Annotated in this window: 19 protein-coding genes and 2 tRNA genes; 8 read left to right on the top strand and 13 right to left on the bottom strand. The window is 55.3% G+C overall.

Annotation, left to right across the window (positions count from 1 at the left end):
- Nucleotides 1–112 precede the first annotated feature (112 nt).
- Nucleotides 113–187: transfer RNA gene (locus HRF49_04175), tRNA-Pro, on the top strand.
- Between the two features lie 57 nt (nt 188–244).
- Here HRF49_04175 and HRF49_04170 read toward each other — a convergent pair.
- Complete coding sequence (locus HRF49_04170; GenBank protein MEP0813847.1) at nt 245–646, bottom strand: OsmC family protein; 402 nt, start codon at nt 644–646, stop codon at nt 245–247.
- Between the two features lie 27 nt (nt 647–673).
- On the bottom strand, nt 674–1,222 hold the full coding sequence (locus HRF49_04165; GenBank protein MEP0813846.1) for a hypothetical protein: 549 nt from the start codon (nt 1,220–1,222) through the stop codon (nt 674–676).
- Between the two features lie 90 nt (nt 1,223–1,312).
- Here HRF49_04165 and mutL point away from each other — a divergent pair, with 90 nt between their 5' ends.
- Genes mutL through HRF49_04150 form a run of 3 tightly spaced genes read left to right on the top strand, consistent with a single transcriptional unit; the run spans nt 1,313 to nt 4,736 of the window.
- On the top strand, nt 1,313–3,274 hold the full coding sequence (gene mutL, locus HRF49_04160; GenBank protein MEP0813845.1) for a DNA mismatch repair endonuclease MutL: 1,962 nt from the start codon (nt 1,313–1,315) through the stop codon (nt 3,272–3,274).
- Nucleotides 3,274–4,029, top strand: coding sequence for a ubiquinone/menaquinone biosynthesis methyltransferase (locus tag HRF49_04155; GenBank protein ID MEP0813844.1), 756 nt, complete (start codon nt 3,274–3,276; stop codon nt 4,027–4,029). Before mutL ends, HRF49_04155 begins: the two co-directional genes overlap by 1 nt.
- 8 nt (nt 4,030–4,037) lie before the next feature.
- Nucleotides 4,038–4,736 carry a redox-sensing transcriptional repressor Rex gene (locus HRF49_04150; GenBank protein ID MEP0813843.1) on the top strand — a complete coding sequence of 233 codons (699 nt, stop codon included), beginning with the start codon at nt 4,038–4,040 and terminating at the stop codon, nt 4,734–4,736.
- A gap of 9 nt (nt 4,737–4,745) precedes the next feature.
- Here the strand turns inward: HRF49_04150 and HRF49_04145 are convergent, their stop codons facing one another.
- From HRF49_04145 to HRF49_04130, 4 genes are read right to left on the bottom strand one after another with little or no spacing between them, the layout of a single operon-like run.
- A complete protein-coding gene (locus HRF49_04145) occupies nt 4,746–5,711 on the bottom strand; it encodes a ParB/RepB/Spo0J family partition protein (protein ID MEP0813842.1) in 966 nt (321 codons plus the stop codon).
- The gene (locus tag HRF49_04140) at nt 5,708–6,475 is read right to left on the bottom strand and encodes a ParA family protein (protein ID MEP0813841.1); all 768 of its coding nucleotides are present in this window, start codon (nt 6,473–6,475) and stop codon (nt 5,708–5,710) included. Before HRF49_04140 ends, HRF49_04145 begins: the two co-directional genes overlap by 4 nt.
- A gap of 41 nt (nt 6,476–6,516) precedes the next feature.
- The gene (locus HRF49_04135) at nt 6,517–7,176 is read right to left on the bottom strand and encodes a class I SAM-dependent methyltransferase (protein MEP0813840.1); all 660 of its coding nucleotides are present in this window, start codon (nt 7,174–7,176) and stop codon (nt 6,517–6,519) included.
- A gap of 23 nt (nt 7,177–7,199) precedes the next feature.
- Nucleotides 7,200–7,454 carry a hypothetical protein gene (locus tag HRF49_04130; protein MEP0813839.1) on the bottom strand — a complete coding sequence of 85 codons (255 nt, stop codon included), beginning with the start codon at nt 7,452–7,454 and terminating at the stop codon, nt 7,200–7,202.
- 153 nt (nt 7,455–7,607) lie between these two features.
- Between HRF49_04130 and HRF49_04125 the strand changes: the two genes are divergently transcribed.
- The 4 genes from HRF49_04125 to HRF49_04110 all read left to right on the top strand — a co-directional run bounded on the left by HRF49_04125 (nt 7,608) and on the right by HRF49_04110 (nt 13,362).
- On the top strand, nt 7,608–9,470 hold the full coding sequence (locus HRF49_04125; protein MEP0813838.1) for an MBL fold metallo-hydrolase: 1,863 nt from the start codon (nt 7,608–7,610) through the stop codon (nt 9,468–9,470).
- A 165-nt stretch (nt 9,471–9,635) separates the two neighbouring features.
- On the top strand, nt 9,636–10,736 hold the full coding sequence (locus HRF49_04120; protein ID MEP0813837.1) for an undecaprenyl/decaprenyl-phosphate alpha-N-acetylglucosaminyl 1-phosphate transferase: 1,101 nt from the start codon (nt 9,636–9,638) through the stop codon (nt 10,734–10,736).
- Nucleotides 10,733–12,055, top strand: a complete 1,323-nt coding sequence (locus HRF49_04115; protein ID MEP0813836.1) for an FAD-dependent oxidoreductase — start codon at nt 10,733–10,735, stop codon at nt 12,053–12,055. Before HRF49_04120 ends, HRF49_04115 begins: the two co-directional genes overlap by 4 nt.
- Nucleotides 12,052–13,362, top strand: a complete 1,311-nt coding sequence (locus HRF49_04110) for a glycosyltransferase family 4 protein (GenBank protein ID MEP0813835.1) — start codon at nt 12,052–12,054, stop codon at nt 13,360–13,362. Before HRF49_04115 ends, HRF49_04110 begins: the two co-directional genes overlap by 4 nt.
- Here HRF49_04110 and HRF49_04105 read toward each other — a convergent pair.
- The 7 genes from HRF49_04105 to HRF49_04075 form a co-directional block, all read right to left on the bottom strand.
- A complete protein-coding gene (locus HRF49_04105) occupies nt 13,311–15,878 on the bottom strand; it encodes a prolyl oligopeptidase family serine peptidase (GenBank protein ID MEP0813834.1) in 2,568 nt (855 codons plus the stop codon). The two genes, HRF49_04110 and HRF49_04105, sit on opposite strands and share 52 nt — an antisense overlap.
- A gap of 32 nt (nt 15,879–15,910) precedes the next feature.
- Nucleotides 15,911–17,713, bottom strand: coding sequence for a tRNA lysidine(34) synthetase TilS (gene tilS / locus HRF49_04100; protein MEP0813833.1), 1,803 nt, complete (start codon nt 17,711–17,713; stop codon nt 15,911–15,913).
- 40 nt (nt 17,714–17,753) lie between these two features.
- Nucleotides 17,754–17,825, bottom strand: a tRNA-Met gene (locus HRF49_04095).
- Nucleotides 17,826–17,897: 72 nt separating this feature from the next.
- Nucleotides 17,898–18,383: a hydrogenase maturation protease gene (locus HRF49_04090; protein ID MEP0813832.1), complete on the bottom strand. Its 486-nt coding sequence runs from the start codon at nt 18,381–18,383 to the stop codon at nt 17,898–17,900.
- Nucleotides 18,384–18,408: 25 nt separating this feature from the next.
- Nucleotides 18,409–19,890, bottom strand: coding sequence for a Ni/Fe hydrogenase subunit alpha (locus HRF49_04085; GenBank protein ID MEP0813831.1), 1,482 nt, complete (start codon nt 19,888–19,890; stop codon nt 18,409–18,411).
- A complete protein-coding gene (locus tag HRF49_04080; protein ID MEP0813830.1) occupies nt 19,887–20,885 on the bottom strand; it encodes an oxidoreductase in 999 nt (332 codons plus the stop codon). Before HRF49_04080 ends, HRF49_04085 begins: the two co-directional genes overlap by 4 nt.
- A gap of 9 nt (nt 20,886–20,894) precedes the next feature.
- Nucleotides 20,895–21,353, bottom strand: coding sequence for a hydrogenase iron-sulfur subunit (locus HRF49_04075; protein MEP0813829.1), 459 nt, complete (start codon nt 21,351–21,353; stop codon nt 20,895–20,897).
- Nucleotides 21,354–21,368 lie beyond the last annotated feature (15 nt).

Genomic DNA, 21,368 nt, shown 5'->3' with positions numbered 1-21,368 from the left:
AAACCGGCGCGAGCATCTCACTCCCGGCGCGGGCGGTTGGAATGTGATTGCTTGAAGCCGTTACCGATTTTGCGTGGCGGGCGGCTGTGTGATAAAATTTCTGCCCCGCCGTCGGGCGGTGGCTCAGCCCGGTTAGAGCGCAGCGTTCGGGACGCTGAGGTCGGGAGTTCAAATCTCCCCCGCCCGATTTGTTCATCCTTCCATTGATTAATTCCTTTATGCTTCGGTAGGAGCGCGTTTCGCGCTATTCGATTCCGTGGGTCAGCGTGATCGGGAATCCCTCGGTTATCGCCTTCTGCACGGCGCATTTTTCCAAAAACGCGATGAACTTCTCCCGCTGGCCTTCGGGAAGCATCGTTGGATACCTGACGTGGATGGAGAGGCTCTGTACCTGGGTCGTGCGCGGATCCTGGTCGTACTCAAGGCTAATCCTGAATCCGTCCATGGGAATCTCGTGGCGCGCGCAAAAAAGCTCCGCGTACATGCTCTTGCACAAGCCTATCGAAGCCACGAGATATTGCCCCGGAGTGGGCGCGGCGTCCGGTCCGCCGACATGCTCCGGTTCGCTCGCGAGAAACGTGTGGCCCGGGACGACGGCCTTGAAAGTGAGCTTGCCCACGCGTGATATTTCGATTTTCTTCGACATATGCAGTATCCTTACTGGAACTGAAGACTAAATCACCTTCGACACCTCGCTTGTGCCGTCCTCTCGCTTTTCCAGCAAGTATACGGCACCGCGCTTCAGGGGCGTGTCATCGGTGATTCCGAGCATCTGGTTGAGCAGATCGCGGCGAAGGTATTTCTTGCGCGTGTTCTTGTACTCGACAGCGTTTATTATGCTTATCTCGATAAGATCCTTCAGCTTGCCTTCGATGGTCACCATTTCGAGATTTGGATTTTTGGCAAAATCTATGCGCATAATCGCGGACTTGGTCGAGTCGCTCTGCTTGATAAGCGCCTTGATCTTTTCCCTTGCCTGCTCTATTTGGTCAGTGTATTTTCTAAGTAGCCGATCGAAATTGTTGACGCTCGGATCGGCAGCGCTTATAACAGCGAAATCCGCCGAGCAATGCCAAAGCCCGCCGAATTCGCGAATCAGCTGGATCGCGCTGAAGTTTGGATACTCGTAGTGGTCCGACCAGATCTCGCGGATTCCGCGAGCGGTCCAATCGGACAGCGACTCGTAAAACTCCATCGGCGCGAAGCAAATCGGGCAATCCATCCTGACACCTCGACTGAATTATAGCCCAACTGCCTGATTGGGGGCGATTTCAGCCTTGACGGACGCGCCTGCCGCCGTTACCATTCTTCCGTGGCAAAAATCCTCAAACTGCCCCAAAGCGAAATAGACAAAATATGCGCCGGCGAGGTTGTCGAACGTCCCGCGAGCGTCGTGAAAGAGCTTGTGGAGAACGCTCTGGACGCGGGCGCGCGTCGCATTGAAATCGAAATCGAGGACGGAGGGAAAGGCAAAATAGTTGTAACCGACGATGGAAGCGGAATCGCCGAGGACGAAATACCGGCGGCATTATCCCAGCATTGCACAAGCAAAATCGAGCGCGCAGCCGACCTCACGCGAAAGCACACCTTGGGCTTTCGCGGCGAGGCGCTTTACAGCATTGCCGCCATTTCCAAGCTGAAATTGACATCCAGGCGCCAACACGATTCCACCGGTTCATTTGTTTACGCGGAGGCGGGAGAAACCGTGGATTCGGGCAAACTGGCCTACAATCCCGGGACTTCGGTCGAAGTGACCGACCTTTTTTTCAACACGCCCGTCCGGCGGAAATTCCTAAAAGCGAAAAGCACCGAGGTGAATTTCATTACGCAGCTGTTGCTTGAATATGCTCTAGCATATCCGGAGGTTGCGTGGCGGTTCGCTTCGGAAGGACGCGAGGTTTTTGCCACGCGCGGCGACGGCTCGATTGCAGAAGTGCTTGTGAAACTCTTCGATGCGGAGGCGGCGCGCGAGGTGCTTGAAGTGAATTATGCCCACACGCCCGGAATTCGCGCAGAGGATACAATCGAAGGCAAGGCTATCTCGCTCGGTATCAAAGGCGTCATCGCGAAGCCGCAATTTCACAGGAGCACCCGAAGCGGCCAGCACTTTTTCGTGAACAGGCGGCCTGTGCGCAACAAGCTGTTTTTTCGCGCCGTTGACGATGGTTTCCGCGAGCATATGAGTCCCGGCAAGCACGGGCTATGCGTGCTTTTATTAGACGTGCCTCCTTCGGAAATCGACGTAAACATCCATCCGTCCAAGTACGAAGTGGACTTCAGCAATACCCAGCAGATTTACGGGCTGATGACTGCAGGAATAAAACGCGCGCTTGCTGAAGGAGCTGCGGACCGGAAAGCAAAGCTTGCAAAGATTTTCCGGTTCGACGAGATACCGGCGCCGGTCGAGCATTCGCCGCTTGACGTGCCCGAATCTGTGGAGTTGGCAGCGGATTTTGTTGAAGGCGCGATTATCGACTTTGCTGCCGGAAAGTCGATTCAAAAGGACGGCGAATATTCGCGACTTCCCGATTTCGAAACTGCGGGGTCGCGCATGCGAGCGGTGCCGCTTTACACTCTTTCGGCCGAGAAAGAACCGGAAATTGAAGAAAACACAAGCGATGTACCATCGCGTAGCTTTGCGATCGCCTCGACGGGGTCTGCCGCCTCTTTTGCGGAAATGGAACTGGATATAAAAAAAGCAATTATTGTAGGTCAAGTGGCAAATACATATATAGTGCTGCTGGGAGAAGATGCCGTTTACCTTATAGACCAGCATTCGGCTCACGAGCGCATTATTTTCGAGGGGATTTACCGCCAGATGACCGCCCGGTCCGAGGGCGTGGACCGCCAGACGCTCGTTTTTCCGATGCTGCTTTCGATCAGGCCCGACCAGGCAAAGGCCGCCGAAGGATATTTGACGGTGCTTAACCGACTGGGTTTCGGCGCTGAGGTCTTCGGCGAGGATACGCTTTTGTTGAGGGAGGTTCCCGCTCTGCTGGCTGACAGAATAAGCCCCGATATTTTTCGCCTTATTGTGGACGAATTGCTTGTTGGCGGCGTGGAGCGAAGTTATAATGAAATGGTCAAGCATGCCGCAGCGACGGCTGCTTGCAAGGCGGCCGTTAAGGCCGGCGATCCGCTTGGCAGTGAAGAAATGTCCTCGCTAGTGAAAAGTTTAACGAACGCCGAGGACACATTCAGCTGTCCTCACGGACGTCCGACCGTGATTCGGCTAGATGTCAAGGAGATCGGGCGGATGTTCCGCCGCACGTAATGGAATCTGGCAGCATCGCATTCGACACTTCGAAAATCCGGGCGCAGGTTCACGAGTTGTTTTCCAAACTCGCGCCTGTTTACGATCTAGGCAACGACCTCATAAGTTTCGGCCTTCACAGAACTTGGAAGCGCAGCGCGATCGCGGCTTCTGGCAAGCTTGTACCCGGTGCCTGGATGCTTGACATCTGCACTGGAACGGGCGATCTTGCGTTTTTGGCAAAAAGAATGTGCCCGGGTGCGGACGTAACAGGCCTGGATTTTTCGGAATCCATGCTTGCTGTGGCAAGAAAGCGGGTGGCCAAGAGCAGTGCGGAATTCCGCCCGGGATTCGTTTTCGGCGACGCGACAGACTTAACCGGGATTCCGGATTCGAGCGTGGATCTTGTCACAGTCGCGTTCGGGCTAAGGAACATTCCCGAGCGGCAAAAGGCCGAGCGCGAAGTCGCCAGGGTTCTGAGGCAGGACGGTGCGTTCGTAGTGCTGGATCTCGGCAGGCCGGTGTCGCCATGGCTTTCTCCTCTGTTCGCGTTTTATTTTTGGATTGTGATGCCCATCTTTTCGTTCTTTTTCACCGGCGATCCGAAAAAGTACCTGTGGCTGATCAAGTCGCTAAAGAGGTTTCCGCGCGAAAGGGAGCTTGCCGCGGAGCTGATAGGCTCCGGTTTCGGCGAGGTTGAAGTTCGGAGATTCTTCCCTGGAGCGGTATCGCTTCATATCGCACGAAAAAGGCGCACAGTGGAGAAGGAGGCGTAAGGGGGAATATGTCGTCCAAAGAAACTACTCCGGTAAAGCGCAAGCGGAACGTGGATCTTGACCAGATTCCGTACAGCACGATTACCAGGCTTACGCAATATTTGCGCGTTGTCGAAAAGCTGGACGAGCTTGGCGTCAGCAACATTTCCAGCGCCGAGTTGTCCGAAGAAACCAAAATAAACAGCTTCCTGGTCAGAAAGGATCTGTCTTATTTCGGCGAATTTGGAACCCGCGGCGTTGGATACGAAATTCCGATACTCCGCCGCGAAATCAGGCACATACTCGGGCTTAACAGAAAACACAAAACCATCGTGGTTGGGGCCGGCAACCTGGGGAGAGCGCTTGTGCATTATCGGGGATTCCTGGACAAGGGATTCGAAATTTGCGCGGTTTTCGACAGCGATCCGGACAAGATCGGCAGGCAGCTGGAGGAGTTTTACATACAGAGCGTGTTCAATCTTGAGGAGTATCTTCAAAGTCACCAGGAAATAGCGATCGGAATAATCGCCGTTCCGTTGACGTCCGCGCAGTTCATCGCGAACCTTCTCGTCGCCAACGGAATACAGGGAATTTTGAATTTCGCGCCGGTCGCGCTGGAAATTCCGCCGGATGTGGTCTATGTGCCCGTGGACTTGACCACTCACTTGGAAGTCATCAGCTTTTACATCACTCATCCGGGCGCATACAGGCCGTCAAAGCTTGAGTAAATATCCGGCCTAAATGGGGTTGTCCGAAACTCCGAACAGATCCAACAGCCGGTTTAAATCGTCATCCGAGTAATAACGTACGGTGATGGTCCCGCCTTCCTTCAATGGCTTCAGCGTGACTTTCGTGCCAAGCCTTTTTTCAAGGCTGTCCAGCATTGGACGCATCCGCTTTTCGAAGGCGCCGCCTGTTTCGCCGAATGCCGTTTCACGGAGTTTTTTTCCCGCCGCTTCCGTTGCTTGCATTGCTCGCACGGCGTTTTCCACTTGGCGCACGGATAGCTCGTAATCCACCGCTTTTTGCGCCAGCTCAACCGCCGCTGCTTCAGGAAGCGCAAGGAGGGCGCGCGCGGCTCCGGAGGATAGCTCGCCGCTTCGCACGAAATCCTGAACCTGCCTGGGAAGCTCCAGTAGTCGCAGCGTGTTGGCGACGGCGGATCTGGAAAGCCCTATCTTGTCTGCGGTTTCCTGCTGGGTCAGGTTCGTATCCCTAAGCGCCTTGAGTCCTTCCGCCAGGTCCATCGGATTCAAATCTTCGCGCTGGACGTTTTCGATCAGTGCAAGCGTCAGTCTGTCGCCTTCCGGAACTTCGGAAACTATGCATGGCACTTCCGAAAGCCCGGCAAGCTTTGCGGCGCGCAGCCTGCGCTCGCCCGCGACAAGGGTGTATCCGTCCGAATCGCGCGTGACAAGCAGCGGTTGCAGAAGGCCGCGGCTTTTTATGGACTGTGCAAGCCTGAGGAGTGATTCCTCTTCGAACCTGGCCCGCGGCTGGTGGGGATTCGGTTTTATTTTTTCAACGTCGATATATGAAATGGATCCTTCGCCTCGATTTGCGGAGATCGGAGCGGCCGATGCCGGAGATTCCACGGTGCTTGTAGGAGCGGATGGCGCGGAAGGAAGCAAAGCTTCCAGGCCGCGGCCAAGCGCCTTGCGTTTGCGGAGCGAGTCACCTCCCGGCTTTCCGGTTTCGGTCATCTGGCAAGAACCTCTTTGCATAGATCGATATACGCCTGAGCTCCCGGATTGTCCGGCGCGTATTCCACGACGGGAACACCGTAGCTTGGGGCTTCCGCCAGGCGAACCGATCGCGGGATCGGCGTTTTGAAAAGCAGTCCTGGGAAATGATGGCCAAGCTCGTCCAGAACTTCCCTGGCCAGGTTTGTCCGGCCGTCGAACATGGTGGCGACTACGCCGGTAACGCGCAGCATCGGATTCGGCCCGGATTGAATGGTTTTGACGGTTTCGGTGAGTCTTGCAATTCCCGCGAGACTCAGGAACTCGCACTGCACAGGGATTACCACCTCGTCTGCCGCGACCAGACAGTTGATTGTTATCAATCCGAGGGACGGCGGCGTGTCCAAAATCGCAAATTCCGGCCGCATTTTCGAAGAATCGATGCTGATCTTCAACCTTTGCTCGCGCGAATCAACGTCTACCAATTCGACTTCGAGGCCGGAAAGATGTTTTGTAGCACGGACAAGCTTGAGATTTGGAAATTGTGTATCCACTGAGACGTCTTCCAACCGAGCCTTTTCGGTGAACAGCTTGTAACTGGATTCGCGGAGCGGGTCGGTCATATCCGCTTCGTAGTAACCTACCCCGGTGGTGGCGTTTGCCTGGGGATCGCAATCGATCAGTATCGTGTCATGCCCAAGCTGGGCCAGTCCGGCCGCGAGATTGACGGCGGTTGTGGTTTTGCCTACTCCGCCTTTCTGGTTTGCGAGGGCGATGACGCGCACGGCCGGATTATATCACGGAAGTATTGCCCGAATGGTGTTGTTCATGACGGTTTTGCCGCATAAATAAAGGAGTTTTTGCCTTTGTAATCCTTGAATTCGATAGACTTTTGAAGCGTGTACCGGCATGCCGAGAAGTCTTGCGGTTTCGGCTCCTCCGGCAAAAACCCTGCAAAAACGTGTCCCGCGCAGCCGAGCTCCAACGCGAGGCCGGCGGCGCGCTCCAGATGTGCAAACGCCCTGTGAAATACTAAGTCAAATGCGCCGCGGAAGTTGTCCGGCACGCGCTTCAAATGCCTGTTTTCCACAAATGCGTTTTGAAGCTCCATAGCAAGAATGCAGTTTTGAAGATAAGCGGCTCGATTATCGCTTGATTCGAAAAGAGTGAACCTGCCTTTCGGGCACATTGCCGCCACGACGAGGCCTGGAAATCCGTTGCCGGCGCCCAGGTCGGCCGCCTCGCCTTCGAATTCCGCCCCGACCATGAATCCGAGCAGCACGGATTCCCAAACGTGCTTTGCGCAAATCTCAGAAGAAAGAGTGATGTTGGATAGACCCAGCATATCGTTATACCGGAGCAATTCGCACACAAGAGATTTGACCTCGCCTTGCGGCCAGTTACCCCGCCATCCGAGCTCATCGAGCCTGTCCCGAACGGCCGAATAGTCTGTGGGGGAAGAACCTGAAATCGGGAGCTTTTCCACGACGCGATTTTAGCAAGCCAAGGTTACAGACCTTTAAGCCTCAGGCGCACCTGTTGCTCGGTCGCGACCGGCTCGAGGCGCGTGATCGAGACAATGTTGATATTTACCCGGCCGCCGCGCCAGTTGCCGCCGCTGCGCTCGCTTGCGGCCTCACCCTCGACAACAATGAAATCGTCGTAGCATTCCACGATGGTCACGCCGTTGTAATGCGTGCCGCCGTTTCCGGTAATATTGAGAAGCGTACCGTCGCTTCTGTATTTATCTACCAGCCTGGACATGAAGCAATCCTCCGCGAATATCGGGAGCAGCAATTGTACAATAACTATGCACCGTCATTTAAAAAGATTCTTGATGAAACTTAGGACACACGTTGTCCCATTTTGTTGCCATAGGCGAATCGGCCGGGAAAATCCTTGGTACAATCCGGCGCTATGTCAAGCTCAATCAGGCTATCGTTTATGGGTGCGGCTGGGACGGTCACCGGCAGCTCGCACCTGTTCAACACGGGCGTCGGCAAGGTGATGGTGGATTGCGGGATGTTCCAGGGGCCGCGCGAAATAGAACAGCGCAATTTCCTGGGTTTCGGCGTCGCCCCTTCCGATGTGGATTTTCTAGTGCTTACGCACGCGCACATAGACCACATCGGCCTAGTTCCGCGTTTTGTCAGGCTCGGTTTCAACGGCACCATTCTCTGTACTCCCGCGACGCGTGAGCTTGCCGAAATTTTGCTGCTTGACTCCGCGCACATTCAGGAGCGCGACGCAGAGTATTCACGGAAGAGGAACGTCGAGCGCGATCGCGTGCAGAGCGCCGCTCTGTATACCGCGGATGACGTGATGCGGGCGATGCGGTTGTTTAAAACCGCCGAATACGAGGAGCCGTTTGAGCTGTCGCGGCACATATGCGCGCGGTTCCGCGACGCGGGACATATTCTCGGAAGTTCATCGGTGGAACTGACGGTTAGAACTGCTCACGGCGGGGCGCGCATCGTCGCGTCCGGGGACATAGGCCAACCGGGCAGCGTGATTTTGAAAGATCCGAAGCCGTTCGAACGTGCTGATTACCTGCTTATGGAAAGTACGTACGGCGACAGGCTGCATGAAAATTTGGATGACAGAAAAAGGCTTTTGGCGGACGAAATCGAGCGGATTTTGGACTCCGGCGGTCCGCTGATAATCCCCGCTTTCGCCGTCGGGAGAACGCAGCAGCTTCTGTACATGCTCGCGGAGTTGCGCAAGGAAAATCCGCGATGGCCGGAGTTTCCTGTTTTCGTAGATTCGCCGCTCGCATCAAAGGCGACGGCTATCCTCGAATCGCACCCCGAGTGTTTCGACCGCGAAATGGCCGCCATGCTTGGCCGCGGCGTCAATCCGTTCCACGCGCCATGGCTGCGGTTCACCGAAGGCGTGGATGAATCCAAAGAGCTTAACTTCATGCGCGAGCCGCGGATTATCATCGCGGCGTCGGGCATGTGCACCGCCGGCCGTATCAGGCACCATCTGGCGAATCACCTGGCGGATAAAAAAGCGTCAGTGCTTTTCGTCGGCTACCAGGCTCACGGAACGCTAGGGAGGATGTTGAAGGAAGGGGCGAAGGAAGTAACGCTTTTCGGCGAAGTGGTGAAAGTCAAGGCGAGGATCGCGGAAATCGGCGGTTTTTCCGCGCACGCGGATCAGGCGGGCCTGCTGGGTTGGCTCGAAGCGATGGAAGAGCCGCCGCGCAACGTCTACCTGGTTCATGGCGAGCCGGATGCCGCGGCCGTGCTGAAAACAAAGGTCGAGGGACTTGGGATTTCATGCCATGTCGCCGAAGAGGACGAGACCGTTACGCTTCCGTTCACCAGGTCGGTTCGGGTGGCTCCCGCGGCGAAAGAGCCGGCGGCAGAGCCCGCGCCCGCGCCGCGGGCCGCGCCCGCGTTCGCGCTCGCTGGCCCCGCGCATCCGGGTGACAGCGCGCAAAACAGGATTTCTCGATATCTTCGTTGGCTCGACAAGGAGGTTAACGATGCGAAGTTCGTCATTAGCGAAATCGGTGCGGAACTTCCTTCTTGGCTTGCGGATCCATCGCTTCCGCTGCCGCCGGAGCAAAGCGCGGCGGTTGTTTGGGATGACGCCCTTGACAAAGTTTTGCCGCTGGTTTACGCAATCGTGCAGGGATACGAAGCGACGGCTTCTAACGTCTCTACCGACGCTGTCAAGGGCGAGTCGGCATCGGGGGATCTTGTGGAATTTGGAATCGCGCTCGAGGAATTGGCTCGAAAGTACAGGCGCAAAGTGTTGTCCGAATTGGATTAGCCGGCAAGCGTAACTGGTACCCGGAAATTTCCTTTTGATTGGATAAACCCATCATGCTTTTCGATGGGTATAATAGGCACTCCCGGTCGGAGAACAAGGCGTCGGAACCGCCGCGCAGGTTCTTTATTTCTTGATTTCCGAAAGGGAGTAAGGAGTCTTCCAATCGTGCTTTTTGATCCGGCATCCGTGCTGGCGTTGTCTTTGGGTCTCGCTGTGGCGCTAGCCGCTACACCTCTTGCCGCGAAAATCGCTCGGAAGCTGAAGATAGTTGACAAACCGAATTCCTCGATTAAGACCCACTCGCGGATAGTTCCCTATCTCGGCGGAATCCCCATATTTCTTGGCGCGATCTTGCCGCTCGCTCTGCTCGCAGCGCTTGGTATCATTCTGCCCTCGCCGTCGTTTCTTGGATTGGTCGTGTGCGGTACTTCGGTCTTAGTCGCGGGACTCATTGACGATATCAAGACCGCGGAAGTATCGCACCGGCTGTTCTTCCAAATTGGGATTTCGATATTGGCCGCCGCGACGGGGCTTAGAATGGAGCTTCCGTTTCTGCATTCATTTGGATTGGAAGGCTGGCCTTATTACGCTTTGACGTACTTTCTTAGCGTATTCACCTTTGTGGGGATTATCAACGCGTTCAACATAATAGATATCCTCGACGGATTCGCTGCAGGGGTGGCAGTATTCGCCGCCGTTACCTTAAGCATTATGTCTTCGCTTTCAGGGCAGGGCGGGCTGGTAGTTCTGGGCGGGCTTGCGGTCGCAGGCGCCGCGCTGGGTTTTCTCCGTTACAATTATCACCCCGCCAAAATTTTCATGGGGGATGCGGGAAGCACGTTTTTGGGATTCATGCTGGCCGGACTGGGTATGCTTTACACGCAAGGCGCAACCAATCCGGTTGCGGTTTTCACACCGCTTGTAGTGCTGGCGATTCCCATATTCGACACGCTTTATGTTATGTACCTTCGCCGGAAAAAGGGGATGAGCCCCCTAGCGGGAAGCAAGGATCATTTCGCTCTCAGGATGATTGCGCTCGGAATAGACCGTAGACTGACCGTTGACTATATTTACGCTATGGCCGCCGCGCTTTCGGTATTCGCAATAGTGATGCAGGAACTTGAACCGATTTACTTTTTGTTAGTTTTCGCCGCGATCGCATTGTCATTTGTCGGATTCGGGCACGCGCTTTGCGTAGCCGTGGACGTGCCGGTGCCCGTTGAATACGTAGAGAAAAACGGCGGCGTTTCCGGAGACAGGTGTTGAGCGGTCCGGTTTTAATCGCGGGCGCCGGCCTGGCTGGGTTATCTGCCGCATATCACTTGGAGCAAGCGGGCAAAGGCGATTATTTGCTTCTGGAAGCGGAGTCGCGTCCTGGCGGACTCGTAAGAAGCGAGCGAATCGCGGGATTCACGTTCGATTACACCGGCCACCTTCTGCATATCAAAAGCGATTACATGCTTAAGCTCATGCAAAAGCTTTGCGGCGACGAGATGTTTTTGCAGGACAGGTCAAGCAAAATAATAATCGGAGATGCCGTGACGGACTATCCGATTCAAGTGAACACTTTCGGCCTGCCGCCGGACGTGATCAAGGAATGCCTGCTTGGGATTATCAAGGCGAAATACGAAAGCGGCATCGATAGAATCGAATCGTTCGAGGATTGGATACTGAAAAGCTGCGGTGAGGGCGTAGCCAAATGGTTTATGTATCCTTACAACGAAAAAATGTGGACCGTACATCCGCGGGAGATGACTTGCGATTGGATGGGCGGATTCGTGCCGGAACCTTCTGTCGAGGCGGCGATTGACGGAGCCATCCGTCCCCCATCGGCGAAAATCGGATACAACGCGCAGTTTTGGTATTCGAAATCGGGCGGGATCGAAGTGCTCGCGCGGGGATTCCTTCCTCATATAGCGCCACCGAAGTTGAACACGCGGATTGAAAAAATCGACATCGTTGGCAAGCGCGTTTATGCGGGCGGAGATTGGATTGATTACGGAACGCTGATTTCCACATTGCCGGTGACCGTGCTCGTCGAGATGATGGGCGAAGGCGCGCCGCCTGAAGTGCGGTTGGCGGCCTCTAAACTCAAAGTTGCAGGGATTTACAGCATCAACTACGGAGTGCGAGGTGAGCCCGATGGCCTGCGGGAAGGCACGCATTGGTATTACACTCCCGGCGAGGATCTGGTATTCCATCGCGTCGGATTGCCTTCGAATCTGGCTGATTCAATGACTCCAGCCAAAGGACATTTCAGCCTTTGCGCCGAGATAAGCTATAGCGAATATAAGCCAATTTCACAAGCAACTGTTGCGGAGCAAACGCTGGATGGTTTGCGGCGCATAGGATTGCTCACTGCCGATGACGAAATACTGGTGGAAAGGGTTCTCGACCTTCCGTACGCTTATGTGATTTTTGATAGAAACAGAGCGAGCGCACTCGATTCCGTGTTCCGGTTTCTGAACGAAAGCGGTATAATGAGCATCGGCCGGTACGGGACTTGGTCTTACTCCACAATGGAGCAGGCGATCCTGGACGGACGCGATGCGGCTTGCCGGATCGCGGGGAGCAAGGAATCTTGAGCGGTGACACGGCATCGTTACTCGAAAAGTCCCGGGATGAGCCCGGGCAGGTTGTCGCGCGCAACGGCAAACTGAAACTCAAGCGCAAGTTCAAGGTTGTGCACATAATCACGCAGCTTGAGCTTGGAGGCGCCCAGCGCAATACCTTGTTTACGGTGAAGAATCATGACCGCGAGCGATACGAAGTTTTCCTGATCACCAACAATCTCGGGATGCTCAACGGAGAAGCCCAGGCCATCCCCGATATGGAACTGCTGATCGTTCCTCAAATGGGGCGGGAAATAAGACCGATTGCTGACTTGGCCACCGTGCGGCAATTGACCTCGATGCTTTCCCGAATCAAGCCGGACATCGTGCACACTCATTCCTCAAAAGCCGGCATCGCGGGCAGGTGGGCGGCACGCAACGCGCGCGTCCCGATAATCATACACACCGTTCATGGCTGGCCTTTTCATAGATTTCAAAGCGCAACAAAGAACTTTATATACACGGTTCCGGAGCGGATTTGCGCGCATTTCACAGACAAAATAATCACGGTATCCAAGGCCGACATCGAAAAAGGATTGCGAGCGGGCATCGGCAAGCGCAATCAGTACACGACAATCCGCAGCGGAATCGACTTCAATCTTTTCGAGGCCGGGGGAGGGTGCTCGAGCGGACCCGCAATGCGCGAAAAGCTTGGCATTTCGCCCGATGATTTCGTGGTCAGCCAGGTCAACAGCTTCAAGCCGGGGAAAAACAATCTCGGACTGGTCGAAGTCGCCGCAAAGGTAGTTCCTGTTGTGCCGAATGCCAAATTCGTAATTGTTGGCGACGGGGTGCAGCGCCCGCTTGTCGAGGCTAAAATAAGAGAGCTTAATCTCGAGAAGAATTTCATCTTGACCGGTTGGCAAAAGGACATCGAGCCGTACATTTCGGCGGCGGATGTGGTGACGCTCACGACTTTCCACGAGGGGCTTCCACAAGTTTGCGCGCAGGCCATGTGGTGCCGCAAACCGATGGTGATGAACGCGGTGGACGGCATCCCCGAAGCGTGCATCAACGGCCAGACGGGTTTCCTTGTGCTTCCGGGCAACACAGACGACTTCGCAAAAAAACTTTGCCTTCTTGCGGGCGATCCCGTTCTTCGCGCGAAATTGGGGGAACAGGGACGCGCGATGGTCTATCCGGAATGGGATGCGATGAAAATGGTCGAGCGGATCGAGTCGGTTTATTTCGAGTTGCTGCTCGAAAAAGGGCTTCTAAATGGAGCGATTCAATCCGCGAAATGCGCCGCCGCGGGCGCGCCGGGTCCCCTTCCGAAATGATCTTCGAAGTAACCCGCAGTTAGCTTTGCAAAGTAAATCATCCGCTGCGTCGTGTTTATTCCGTGGCTGTCTTCGGGGAAAACGAACATGTCGAAGTTTTTCCCCTTGTTTATCAACTCGTCTGCGAGCAGCATGAAATCCTGCACCATCACGTTGTCGTCCATCATTCCGTGAACCATCAGCAGATTGCCCGCAAGGCCGTCCGCGTACGTGATCGTAGCGCTTTTTTTATACGCTTCTTTGTTGTCTTTGGGATCGCCTAGCCGCTGGGTGCTGTACCAGTGGTTGTAATTTGCCCAGTCGTTGACCGCGGCCATTGCCACGCCGGCTTTCCACACACCCGGCGAGCGCAGCATGCTCATGTTGGTTTGGAAGCCGCCATAGCTCCAGCCCCAAATGCCGGCTTTTTCTGTATCAAGAATTCCGCTTCGTTCCAAATAAGCTAGACCCGCGCGCGCGTCCGAATCCTCGAGTTCGCCAAGCCTTCCAGCCACGTCGACGCGCCATTTCCTGCCGTACCCGCTTGAACCTCGGTAGTCCACGACCAGCACGGCGTATCCAAGAGTGTCAGCCATGTAAATGTGCATCGCGTCCAGCCACGACAGACGCTCGATGCAATCCTGCGCATAGCCCGCACCATGAATGTATATCACCACGGGGCGCTTGTCGCCGGCCTTGTGATACGGCGGCAGGTACAAATACGCGTGAACCTTTCCGGGAAATTCTGTGTTAGTGTATTCTACGGGCTCCGGGAGTATCCAGTTCCATTGTCCCCACTCCGGGGGGCGGGGGTCATGCACAAGCGAAAAGTGAGCCGATTCCAGATTAACGTAATACAGAGATGCCGGACGTCCGGCTTCGCTTCCGTATGCGACCGCGGTTTTACCCGAATCGGAAATACGGATTCCCTCGCCCCAAGCCCCTCCAAAACTCCAGAACCCCTGCTTTGTTGAAATGCGCCTGCGGCCTCCCGAAAGTATATCGAGCTTTTCAATAGAGCGGCGCGCAGGGCCGTCAACGCTTGTCAGTATGTAAGCGGTCGTGCGGTCGTCAAGCACTTCCAGCCATGTAACCTCGTATTCGCCGAACGTGAGTTGAACGGGTTCCGGAAACCACTCTTCCGTTTCGACTTCATTCTCGCCGGATGGCGGTTCGGATTCACCGCCCGCGCCGAAGTCTTTGCCATCGTCCGATTCGCCGTTTTGACCTGGGAATGGATTTTTGAGAGCATCAAGCTGTCCCTTATTCTTTTTTGCCTTTTCCTCTTCTTTCTTCTTTTTTTCGGCCTCGTATTTCGAACGTTCGTCCTCCAGTTTTTTGCCGAAATCGACGTAGTACGCGTGCGACCAGCCCGTGCGCTCCAACAGGGTCACGAAACTATTCCTGCCGGGTCCCCAAAAAAGCGCGTGATACGCGTCGTTGAACCACGGCTTGTCGGTGTATGAAAACACCTTGACGGCCTTGCCCTCCGCGAAGTCGATCAATTCCCAAACCGACCAGGTCTGCACCGACTTGTCAATTTTGCACAAAAGCAGCCTATCCTCGTCCGGCGCCCAGGCCATATCGTGCGAGTAACTTTCGTCCTGGCCGTCGGTTTCGATTAGTTTGACCTTGGGCTGGCCTTTCTCCTCGGTTTCCAAATCTATTATTCCAAATTTCGTCGTGCCGATGTAATCCCCCGGCCGCGGCCTCACCAGCGGGATTGGATTTACGTTTTCAGCGATGAAGTCCGCCATGTACGTAGTACGGGTATTGCTCCAGTCGCTTTGTGTAAATGCCAGATAGCGCCCGGACTTGCTCCAATACAGCCCGTCGTTGGTTTTGGTGCCCGCCGCGTCGGTGGTGAGCTGCCAAAGCGCGCCGGTTTTTTGGTTTCGAATCCAGATTTCGCCAGCGAGGCCGATGCCCAGATACCGGCCATCCTCGCTGAATTTTATCGCTCCCACCCAGCTTCCGGTGTGCAATATTTTTTCCATAGGCGGTATCGCGCCGCCTTCCGGGAATGCGTCTATTCGCATCAGGTCGCCTCGATAGACGAACCAAAGTCCTCTTCCATCGGGGTCCCATTCAAGCTGGCCGAAATTTCTTTCGCGTTCAAGCTTTTCGGTTATTTCATCGTCAGTCAGCCTGTCGTCTTCGTCTTCGATCTCTTCGTTTTCCTTGATAAGCTCGGCCCGGCGCTTTTCCTTGGTTTCGGTCAGCTTTCGCCTGGTTTCGCCTCCGGGGGAGAACAGCCATATTTCGGTGTAGCCGCGCGCGTCGTCCGCCCAGGTGCATGCGATCCACTTGTCGTCTGGCGATATGTGAATTGTGCCGGGAAGCTGCCCGTTGATGTACGGCTTGCCGAACGCGGCATCCAGCGTCAACGGGCGCTTGTGCTCGGCTGAAGGCGCGGGATCGGCGTAAGCGGGCAAGGCGGCCAGAAAGCATGCCGCAAACGAAATAACCACAAGCCGCATTACGGCGGCCGATGGGCGGCGGAAATGAATCAAGGCGAAGCGCAGACGACGTTTCATAATGCCTCCGTGAAGGGGGAGTGATTATAGCTCTAGAGGCTGTCTGGCTTTGGGAATCTCTGATCAAGGAACACCAAAAGCAGCACGAGCTTGGAGGCGTTCGCCGCGCATCTCCAGTCAACGCTTTTTCGGTACGAACCCGCCGCCGGACACCACAAAAGCTGCCCCTGTGAATCGGCGAGAACTCTTATCTCGTCAATCACGCTCGGTGGAACACCTGCCTCGATGTAATGTTGGCGGAGATCCTTGTGTCCGCGCCCTTTTCCCTGCAATGGAATTGTAAGTCCGCCTACGGGTACGAATCTTAAGGGCGGAACGGCCTCCCCGACGGGAGCGACGAGTACGGGGTTGCGATTGAACTTTTCGAATTCAAACAGCGCCCTGATTTTCCGTTTGTAGTCGTCCCCCTCATAAGTCCTGACAACCCCCATCGGCCCTTCTTCATTTCCGGACTTGCCGTGAATGAATTTGTAATTCGGTGCTTGAAAGTGGTCGCTTTTATTTTTCCGGATTATATCTGCCAGAACAGTGCCCGAAGCGGATTCAAGCAATTTCGGCTTCCCGGGTTTGAGCAGTGAAAAAACATCCCCGCCGTTGAAAAAGAAGCTGTCCCTCGGATTGCGGATTTCAATCCAATCCAACTCGGCGCCGAGGAAAGGGATAAATAAATGCGATTTTGTGGATTCAATCCGCTCCGGGCCAAATCGACCCGCGGGCGCGGACAGCAACGCGTTTATTTCCGCCATTTTCCGGTATCCGAATTTCAGTTTTTCCGATTTGAAAATTCGATAAAAAACCTCCGCCCTGACCGGAGCGGGAAGGCTTTTCAAGAACTCCTTTTCAATTAATTTGCCTTTAATGAACCTCTTTCCCGGTATGAAAAACTCCGGGTAATAATACATAAACTCCTTTGCGTGTCGCTCCACGAAATCCGCCGCCCGCTCTTCGATTTCCTCAAGTTTTTCGCGCATGGATTCGGCAAATCCGCCCAGCGATTCGTAAATTTGCGGATAAGCGGATTCAAGCGCGGGGAGAACATTCAGCCTGATTTTGTTCCGCGGGCCGTATTCCGGATCGTCATTTGTGCTATCTACCAAATATTCAATTCCGTCGTTGCGTAGCAGGGATTCGATTTGCTCGCGCCGCAATTCCAGAAACGGGCGCACGATATGCGCCGTAACCGTATCCACCGCGTGGCAGCCGGCTGATTTAGTGAATTGCGCTAGGAAACTGCATTTGCGCATTCCCGAAGCGCCCCTGTATCCCGCGCCGCGCGCAATGTTCATTAAAACCGTTTCGGCCTGATCGTTTAAGGTATGCGCAAGCAGAACTGCGACGCAGCCTTCGCCGCCTATTTCGTCCTCGTCGAAATCTTCAAGGAGTTCTTTTAATTCGTTTTCGTCGGTATCGAGATGAAACCCTCCTTCTGCGACGGCGGTTCGCCGCCGAATTACATCCAGCCAAAAGACACGCCTCGCGTTTCTTGCGTCCGTTTCCTTGCCGCCTTTCGACGGCCGGTGGTAAAGCTTCAAGTCGGTTTTTCCCAGTTCGAATTCGAATCCGAGCGCTTCCGCCGCTTTTTTGCAGTGCTGTGCATCCGCACCTGATTCAGGTCTCAATCCGTGGTCTAGATGCGCCGCGACGAAATCGGGCTTGGGCATTCCTCGGTCGGTGAATTTTTCCCATTTGTCACGCAGTCGTGCGCAGGCGTACAGCAAAGCTGTTGAATCCGGGCCGCCGCTATAGCCGATGATTATCAATCCAGGCGGGTTATTTGGAAGCGAGTCGAATACTAATCTGGCAAGAAACTCAAAATCGATAGTGGGTTTTGGCACGCGGCAATTTTACATTCAAATTAATTGGATGGGCAAAAACTAGCGGGAACGGGATTCGAACCCGTGACCTAACGATTATGAGCCGTTTGCTCTACCACTGAGCTATCCCGCCGGGGACAAAGATTTTACTCGTTCGCGGCTGTTGCGGCAATATCCGGTGCCTGGCTGGGGATAGTGCGGAAATTTACTTCAGCCGGTTACCAGCCGACCAGGAGGCGAATCTGTCCGCCAATCCCGATACAACCTTATTTACCGCGGCCTCGACCTCGGGGCACATTTCCTCGCTGACTGTCAAAACGTCCGACGCAACAATCGCGATCAACTCAATTTCGTGAGGAATTGACATGCCGATGCGCATTGCCATCTCCAGTGCGGTAGGCAGGTCAATGTCGTGCAACGCGCCGGTTCGCGTAGTCGGCGAAAAATCGCACATGGTAAACCGCAGGATCGTTCCCGGCGCCTCGTTTTCACGGACAATGGCGTCCACGATGACCGCATGGTCGAATCCCGAAAGAAGCTCGATCAGCCTGATTCCGCCGACCGTAGCTTCGACGACCGCTACACCACGCGTTTCCTTAAGTAATGGCGCGAGCCTTCGCGCGACGTGGATGCCCGCAGCATCGTCCGAGAGAATGTCGTTGCCGAGTCCGACGATTATTGTGCGCGCCATCAGCTCAGGTTATCACGACGCGCTGCTATAGCCTCTCGATCCGCCGGATTACTTCGCCCGTGGACTGGTCGCGCAGCGTTACCACAAGCGGCATTTTCCCCGGCAGGCTGTGAGTAGCGCACCCGAAGCAGGGATCATACGCACGGAAAGCCATTTCGATCATATTCAGCATCGGCTCGGTTATTTCCCTGCCCGCCCGAATCAAACCTTGCGCGGCCTTCTTGATGCTCATCGCAATGGGTGCGTTGTTGTTCGTCGTACCCACGATCAGGTTGGCTTTTTTCACGATGCCGCGCTCGTCCGTCCAATAGTGGTGAGTCAGGGTGCCGCGCGGCGCCTCGACTATGCCGACGCCTTCGTCAGGTTTCTCGGTGGGAATGACGCGGAAATTCGGGCCAGTAATCTCCTCGTCGTATGCGAGCTCTCGGAACCTTTCCGCAGCGTACATTATCTCGACGACGCGCGCCCAGTGGGTTGCAAGCGTCTGGTTGACCTTTTTCTTGCCGGACCGGTCGCCCGTAAGTACATCGTAAAACTCCTCGTACGCCTCCTGCGCTTTGGGCGTGGCCATCCCGTCGCTCGTGTTGATTCGCGAAAGCGGTGTCGCCTTGTATACTCCGCTGTCAAGCCCGTCCGTGAATCCCTTCCAGCCGATCTGTTTGAGGAACGGAAACTTTAGATAGCTCCACGGCTCGACGTGCTCCGCCACCCAATTGAGGTAATCCTTCGGCTCGTATTTGCAGTGCTCCTTGCCGTCCGGCCCGACTACGCGCACCTTGCCGTCGTAGAAATTCGTGTGGTTGTTTTCGTCCACCAGACCCATGTTGTACGTTGCGTGCGTGTAAGGATCGGATAGAATCAAATCCACATACGCTTTATTCGCAAGGACGACGTCGTGGACGATCTTGAGCGTGAATTCCGCGAAACCCACGCAAAAGTCCGCGATTTCGCGGACGCGCGCGGCTTCTTCCGCGTTCAACCCCTTGCTCATTCCGCCGGGGATTGCGTTTATCGGAGTGACCGGCTTGCCGCCCAGGATTTTTGCAACTTCGTGGCACCAGATTCGGCATTGGATGACCTGCTTGCCGATTTCGACTCCGACCTTGCCGATGACGCCGATGATGTTCCGCACGGCAGGGTCCGCATCCGGCCCCATTACGAAGTCCGGGCCTCCCAGCGCGTAAAAGTGCGTTGTGTGATCGCCAATATAAAAAGCGGAATATTGAAGCTCGCGCAGCTTCTTTGCGGTGGACGGCAGCTCGACGTGATACACCGCGTCGCACGCCTTCGCGGAAGCCATCATATGCGCTTCCGGGCATACGCCGCAAATACGCGGAGTGATGCGGGGAAGTTCCTCGACCGGCCTGCCCTCGGCGAATTTCTCGAAGCCGCGCAACTCCGGAATTTGCAGGTACGCGTTCGCAACGCTGCCGTCGTCGTTGAGGAAAATCTCTATTTTGCCGTGGCCTTCAAGCCTGGTCACGGGATCGATGCTGACTTTTTTCACTTTAGCACCTCGATCTTAACCTCCCGCTTGCCGTTGTTGCGCAATTTTCTGCGTAGCAGCGTACTTTTGGACATGCCGAACCTGTAAAAGTATCCCGCGGGATCGGGCAGGCCGTCGATTATCGCTTTCGCCGCGTCGTCATCCTTCGCGTCGATAATCGAACCGATGGCTCCCATCATCGCCGCGCCTTGATCTTCTTCGTTCGCTGTCGGGCCGTAACAGCCGCGGCAGGGCATGTCGGCGTTCAGGCACAATGCCCCGCATCCGCTGCGCGTCGCCGGCCCCATGCACAAAATGCCTTGCTCAAGCAAACACCAGTCCGGCTCGGGTATTATTTCGTGCGGGCGGTGAAATTTGGTAATCTTGACTTGGCGTTTTTCCCGCTTGCACTCGTCGCACACCGCCTTGTCCCCTACGCCTACAACGCTGCCGGCTGAAGGGAGATTGCCCCCGACGATCGCCAGCACGACGTCCCAGATTCTGTCGGCGACCGGCGGGCAACCAGGAAGGAAATAATCAACCGGCACGACGTCGGCCAACGTCCGCACCGTCGTGTAGAACTCGGGCAAGTGCAATTTACCTTCAGCAACCGCGGTTTCGGTCTGGGGAAAAATCTTCTGGGGATTATCCACGCTTTCGCACTCCAGATATGCGCGGTCCAAAAGCTCCTGCCTGCCATAAAGATTGGCAAGCGCCGGGATGCACCCTTTCGTGGCGCAGCTTCCGAATGCGACAAGCACCTTGGATTTTTTGCGCAGCAGTTGCGCGACTTCTTCTCCTTCGGAGTTCCTAATGGCTCCGTTGAACAGGCAGACGTCCATGTATCCGTCGTCGTAGGCCTGTACGTCCTTGTACTTGAAATCCGCCACGCACGGCCAGAAAACGACGTCCGCATGCTCCAAAAGGGTGAGTATCCGATCGCCGATTTCAAGAACCGCGATTTCGCATCCTCCGCAGCTTGCAGCCCAGTAAAGTCCAAGTTTGAGCTTTGCCATATCGATCTCCTACTTCGCGTTTACCGTGGCCTTCCAGTTGAGCGGCCCCAGCCTGCGCACCTCATCCGTCATTTCGGTTGCGAAATTCATGAACTTCTCGCCTTCGGCGGCGCTGATCCATTCAAGGCGGAAGCGCTCCGGTTCGATGCCCATCTGCTGCAGATACTTGCTTACTATGGGCATGCGCGCCATGGTTTTGAAATTGCCTTCGATATAGTGGCAGTCGCCGGGATGGCATCCGCACACGGCAACGCCGTCCGCGCCTTCGGCGAACGCCTTAAAGATGAACTCCGGATCGATCCGCCCGCTGCACATCACGCGAATCGGCACAACGTTGGGCGGGTACTTCATGCGCGCGGTGCCGGCCAGATCCGCGCCAGTGTAGCTGCACCAAAGACAGAGAAACGCGACTATTTTCGGCTCGAACCGGCCCGTAATGTCGCTTGCGTTTTTCGGCTCGGCATTCATCACTTCAAGAGTCGG

Source organism: bacterium (assembly GCA_039961635.1).
Lineage (GTDB): Bacteria > 4484-113 > 4484-113 > JAGGVC01 > JAGGVC01 > JABRWB01.
Note: the sequence above shows the minus strand (reverse complement) of the source record. Positions and strands in the feature narration are given on the sequence as shown.